The organism is Micromonospora sp. MH33, from assembly GCF_003013775.1.
In the GTDB taxonomy this organism is placed as follows: Bacteria; Actinomycetota; Actinomycetes; order Mycobacteriales; family Micromonosporaceae; genus Micromonospora; species Micromonospora fulviviridis.
The window spans coordinates 1-3996 of the sequence record NZ_MUYZ01000431.1 but is presented as its reverse complement, the minus strand read 5'-3'; the positions used below and the strand labels follow the sequence as shown (position 1 = coordinate 3996).

General features: G+C 71.9%; 2 protein-coding genes and 2 pseudogenes. 1 reads left to right on the top strand and 3 read right to left on the bottom strand.

The features are described 5' to 3' along the window. The 3 genes and pseudogenes from B0E53_RS33835 to B0E53_RS33825 form a co-directional block, all read right to left on the bottom strand. Positions 1-934: pseudogene (locus tag B0E53_RS33835) on the bottom strand (hypothetical protein); the annotation flags it as partial. A 13-nt stretch (positions 935-947) separates the two neighbouring features. Next, positions 948-1388, bottom strand: coding sequence for a hypothetical protein (locus tag B0E53_RS33830; protein WP_107079635.1), 441 nt, complete (start codon positions 1386-1388; stop codon positions 948-950). Between the two features lie 181 nt (positions 1389-1569). Then, complete coding sequence (locus tag B0E53_RS33825) at positions 1570-3555, bottom strand: TIGR03960 family B12-binding radical SAM protein (protein ID WP_107079634.1); 1986 nt, start codon at positions 3553-3555, stop codon at positions 1570-1572. Positions 3556-3778: 223 nt separating this feature from the next. Between B0E53_RS33825 and B0E53_RS38830 the strand changes: the two are divergent. Continuing rightward, positions 3779-3996 (top strand): annotated as a pseudogene (locus B0E53_RS38830) (hypothetical protein); the annotation flags it as partial.

Genomic DNA, 3996 nt, shown 5'->3' with positions numbered 1-3996 from the left:
CGGCCCCGCCGCCACCGAAGTCCGGGCCGCCGGTGGTGGGCGGAGGCGTCAGGGATCCGCCGCCGCCGCCGAAGGAGCCCCCGCCGCCCACGCCGGTGCTGCCGAGGGAGGGCCCGCCGCCACCGAAGCCGCCGCCCGCGCCACCGCCACCACCGCCGCCACCACCAGGCAGGCCGGACGGCGGCTTGCGGTCGTCGGGGCGGTAGTCGTCGACGTCGTTCTTCGGGCTGGGCACGATGAGCTTGGGCCGCTCGGTCTCCACCGCGGTGGGCAGCGGCGACATGGCGCTGTTGGCCGCCTGCTGGTTGTCCCGGTACCAGTTGTCCAGGTGCGACTTGGTGTCCCACCAGCCGCCGCGCTTGTTGTCGTCGGCGTTGCCGTCGACCTTCATGGTCGCCTCGAGGTCGTCGGCCTTGTCGCGGAACGCGCCGTCGGCGTACGAGGCGGGGTTGCTCTGATAGTCCTTGCGCAGCGCGGCGAGGAAGCCCGAGGCGCTCTCGCCGTCGCGGGCGTCGTCGAGCTCGGTGCCGTTGGGCAGGCTCCACTCGTTCCAGCCGAAGTCGTCCATCAGCGGGATCGGGATGCTCGCCACCGACTTGCGGATGTCACCCTCGATCCGCGACAGCGCCCCGCTGACGTTGCTGGCATGGGTGATCAGATCCTCGATCTCCTTGCCGATCTCGCCCAGGTGCTCGCGGTAGGCGTCGCCGCCGCTGCCCTTCCAGCCGGCGAGCAGACCGGGCAGGCCGCCGCTGTGCGGGCGCTCCTGGCCGGGCGCGATCGGGCCGACGAAGGACCGCCCGACGAGCGCGTCGCGCAGGTAGCCCAGGCCGGTGGAGAGGCTGCTCCACCCGGCACCGACCGAGCCGACCGTCTCCGGGTCCGCCGACAGCGTCACCTCGCGGACGCACCGCTCCCAGGTTCCTCCAGCCATGACCTTCTCCCCCTCAGGCCGTGTACGGGTAGGTGGGCTGCTCGCCCGTCGCCGGCGGCGGGGCGGCGGACTCCAGCATCCGCTCGATCTCCTTGCCGTTGGCGGCGTTGCGGGCCTCGGTGTCCCGGAACGCCTTGGCGATGTCCTCGGTGCCCTGCTTCAGGGTGGCGAGCTTGGTGGAGAGCGCCTTGAGGTGACCCTCCATGTTCGCCGTCGACTTCGTCAGCGCCTGCCACTGCATGCGGGCGTCCTCGTACGCGCCGAACGGCGTGCCGTTGGGCACGGTCTGCGCGTTGTTGCTGTCGCCCTTCATCCGCTCCTTGATGCGTTCCATCTCGTAGCCGATGGTGTCGTCGACGTACTGCTTGAGGCGCTCGACGTACTCCGCCGCGGCGTCCAGGTCCTCGACGCTGACGTGCAGATCGCCGGTGTCCGGCGGCCTGATGTCACCCATGCTGCTGCCCTCCCCGCTGCCGGCCCACAGCCGGTCCAATACGGACGCAGCGTATCGACTGACGGCCAGTCGAGGCACCCCCACCCCGCGTCACGGGACATCGACGGGCGAGGAGTCCCGGAATGTGCCGGAGCGCGGGAGCCCCGTGGGGGTTCCCGCGCTCCGGTGTGCGTCGGTGGTGCTAGTGCTGGGCCCCGGTGGGCAGCTTCAGCCCGTTGACCGGGGTCAACGGCAGCAGCTTCCGGCCGGTCGGGCCGATCTGGATCTCGGTGTCCATGGCCGGGCAGACGCCGCAGTCGAAGCAGGGCGTCCAGCGGCAGTCGTCCTGCTCGTACTCGGCAAGGGAGTCCTGCCAGTCCTGCCAGAGCCAGTCCTTGTCCAGGCCCGAGTCGAGGTGGTCCCAGGGCAGGACCTCCAGCTCGTCGCGCTCCCGGGTGGTGAACCAGTCCAGGTCCACCCCGAAGGACGGCAGCACCTCGGCCGCCGCGTCCACCCAGCGCTGGTAGGAGAAGTGCTCGCTCCAGCCGTCGAACCGGCCGCCGTTCTCCCAGACCTTGCGGATCACCGCGCCGACCCGGCGGTCGCCCCGGGACAGCAGGCCCTCGATCAGCGACGGCTCGCCGTCGTGGTAGCGGAAGCCGATCGCCCGGCCCAGCGAACGGTCGCTGTTGATGGCCTGCTTGAGCAGCCGGAGCCGGCCGTCGATGACCTCCGGCCGCTCCATGGCGGCCCACTGGAACGGGGTGTGCGGCTTCGGCACGAAGCCACCGATCGAGACGGTGCAGCGGATGTCCTTGGACCCGGTCGCCGCCCGGCCGGCCCGGATGACCTCGTGCGCCATGTCCGCGATCTCGAGGACGTCGGCGTCGGTCTCGGTGGGCAGGCCGCACATGAAGTAGAGCTTCACCTGCCGCCAGCCGTTGGTGTACGCGGTGACCACGGTGCGGATCAGGTCTTCCTTCGACACCATCTTGTTGATGACCTTGCGGATCCGCTCCGACCCGCCCTCGGGGGCGAAGGTCAGGCCGGTCCGCCGGCCGTTGCGGGACAGCTCCTGGGCCAGGTCGATGTTGAAGGCGTCCACCCGGGTCGACGGCAGCGAGAGCGAGACGTTGGTGCCCTCGTACTGCTGCGCGAGGCCGGAGCACATGTCGCCGATCTCGGAGTGGTCGGCGGACGACAGCGACAGCAGGCCCACCTCGTGGAAGCCGGAGAACTCCAGGCCCTGCTGCACCATCTGGCCGACCGTCGTGATCGAGCGCTCCCGCACCGGGCGGGTGATCATGCCGGCCTGGCAGAACCGGCAGCCCCGGGTGCAGCCGCGGAAGATCTCCACCGCGTACCGCTCGTGGACCGTCTCGGCCAGCGGCACGAGGGGCTTCTTCGGGTACGGCCAGGCGTCCAGGTCCATGGTCGTGCGCTTGTGCACCCGGAACGGCACGTCGGGGCGGTTCGGCACGACCCGCTGGATCCGGCCGTCGGGCAGGTAGTCCACGTCGTAGAAGCGCGGCACGTAGATGCTCTCGGTGCGGGCCAGCCGCAGCAGCAGCTCGTCCCGGCCGCCGGGGCAGCCCTCGGCCTTCCAGTCCCGGACGATCGCGGTGATCTCCAGCACCGCCTCCTCGCCGTCGCCGAGCACGGCGGCGTCGACGAAGTCGGCGATCGGCTCCGGGTTGAACGCGGCGTGCCCGCCGGCCACGATCACCGGGTCGGCCTCGGTGCGGTCGGCGGCCAGCATCGGAATGCCGGCCAGGTCGATCGCGGTGAGCAGGTTCGTGTAGCCCAGCTCCGTGGAGAAGGAGACGCCGAACACGTCGAAGTCGCGCACCGCCCGGTGCGCGTCGACGGTGAACTGCGGCACGCCGTGGGCGCGCATCAGCTTCTCCAGGTCCGGCCAGACCGCGTACGTCCGCTCGGCGAGCACGTCGGGCAGCTCGTTGAGCACCTCGTAGAGGATCTGCACGCCCTGGTTGGGCAGGCCCACCTCGTACGCGTCGGGGTACATCAGCGCCCACCGGACGGTCGCCGCGTCCCAGTCCTTGACCACCGCACCCAGCTCGCCACCGACGTACTGGATGGGCTTGGTCACCTGGGGCAGCAGCGGCTCCAGCCGGGGCCACACGGAATTGGCCGCGACCGGGCGCGGCGTCGTCGACGGGGCACTCATGATGCCCAAGCGTACGCGCTGCTCCCCCGCCCACCACGCCGCACCGCCACCCCGCCACCCGGCCCTCCGACCCGTTGACCAAGAGGTTCGCGTCGAGATCCCCGGCCGGTCCGACGCCTCTTGATCCACAGGGGCGACGGGCGGGACGGCCGGCGCCGGTGGATTCGTCGGGGGTGGCGGGGCGGTACTAACCTCGCTACCGGCGCGAGAGGAGATTGCCGCGATGTCGCAGCCGCAGCCGGGGGCGGACCGGCCGGCCGACGGGGGCACCCCGGGCACCGGCCGGGACGGGGATCCGGCGGTCACCGGGCCGCCGGCCGACGTGCCACCGCAGGCCGAGCCCGCCGCGCAGGCCGAACCGGAGGCGCAGGCCGAACCGGAGGCGCAGGCCGAACCGGAGGCGCAGGCCGAACCGGAGGCGCAGGCCGAACCGGAGGCGCA

Bases quoted from the DNA above. Each gene is read 5' to 3' on its own strand.
- B0E53_RS33825 (WP_107079634.1), bottom strand. From the start codon at position 3,555: ATGAGTGCCCCGTCGACGACGCCGCGCCCGGTCGCGGCCAATTCCGTG.
- B0E53_RS33830 (WP_107079635.1), bottom strand. From the start codon at position 1,388: ATGGGTGACATCAGGCCGCCGGACACCGGCGATCTGCACGTCAGCGTC.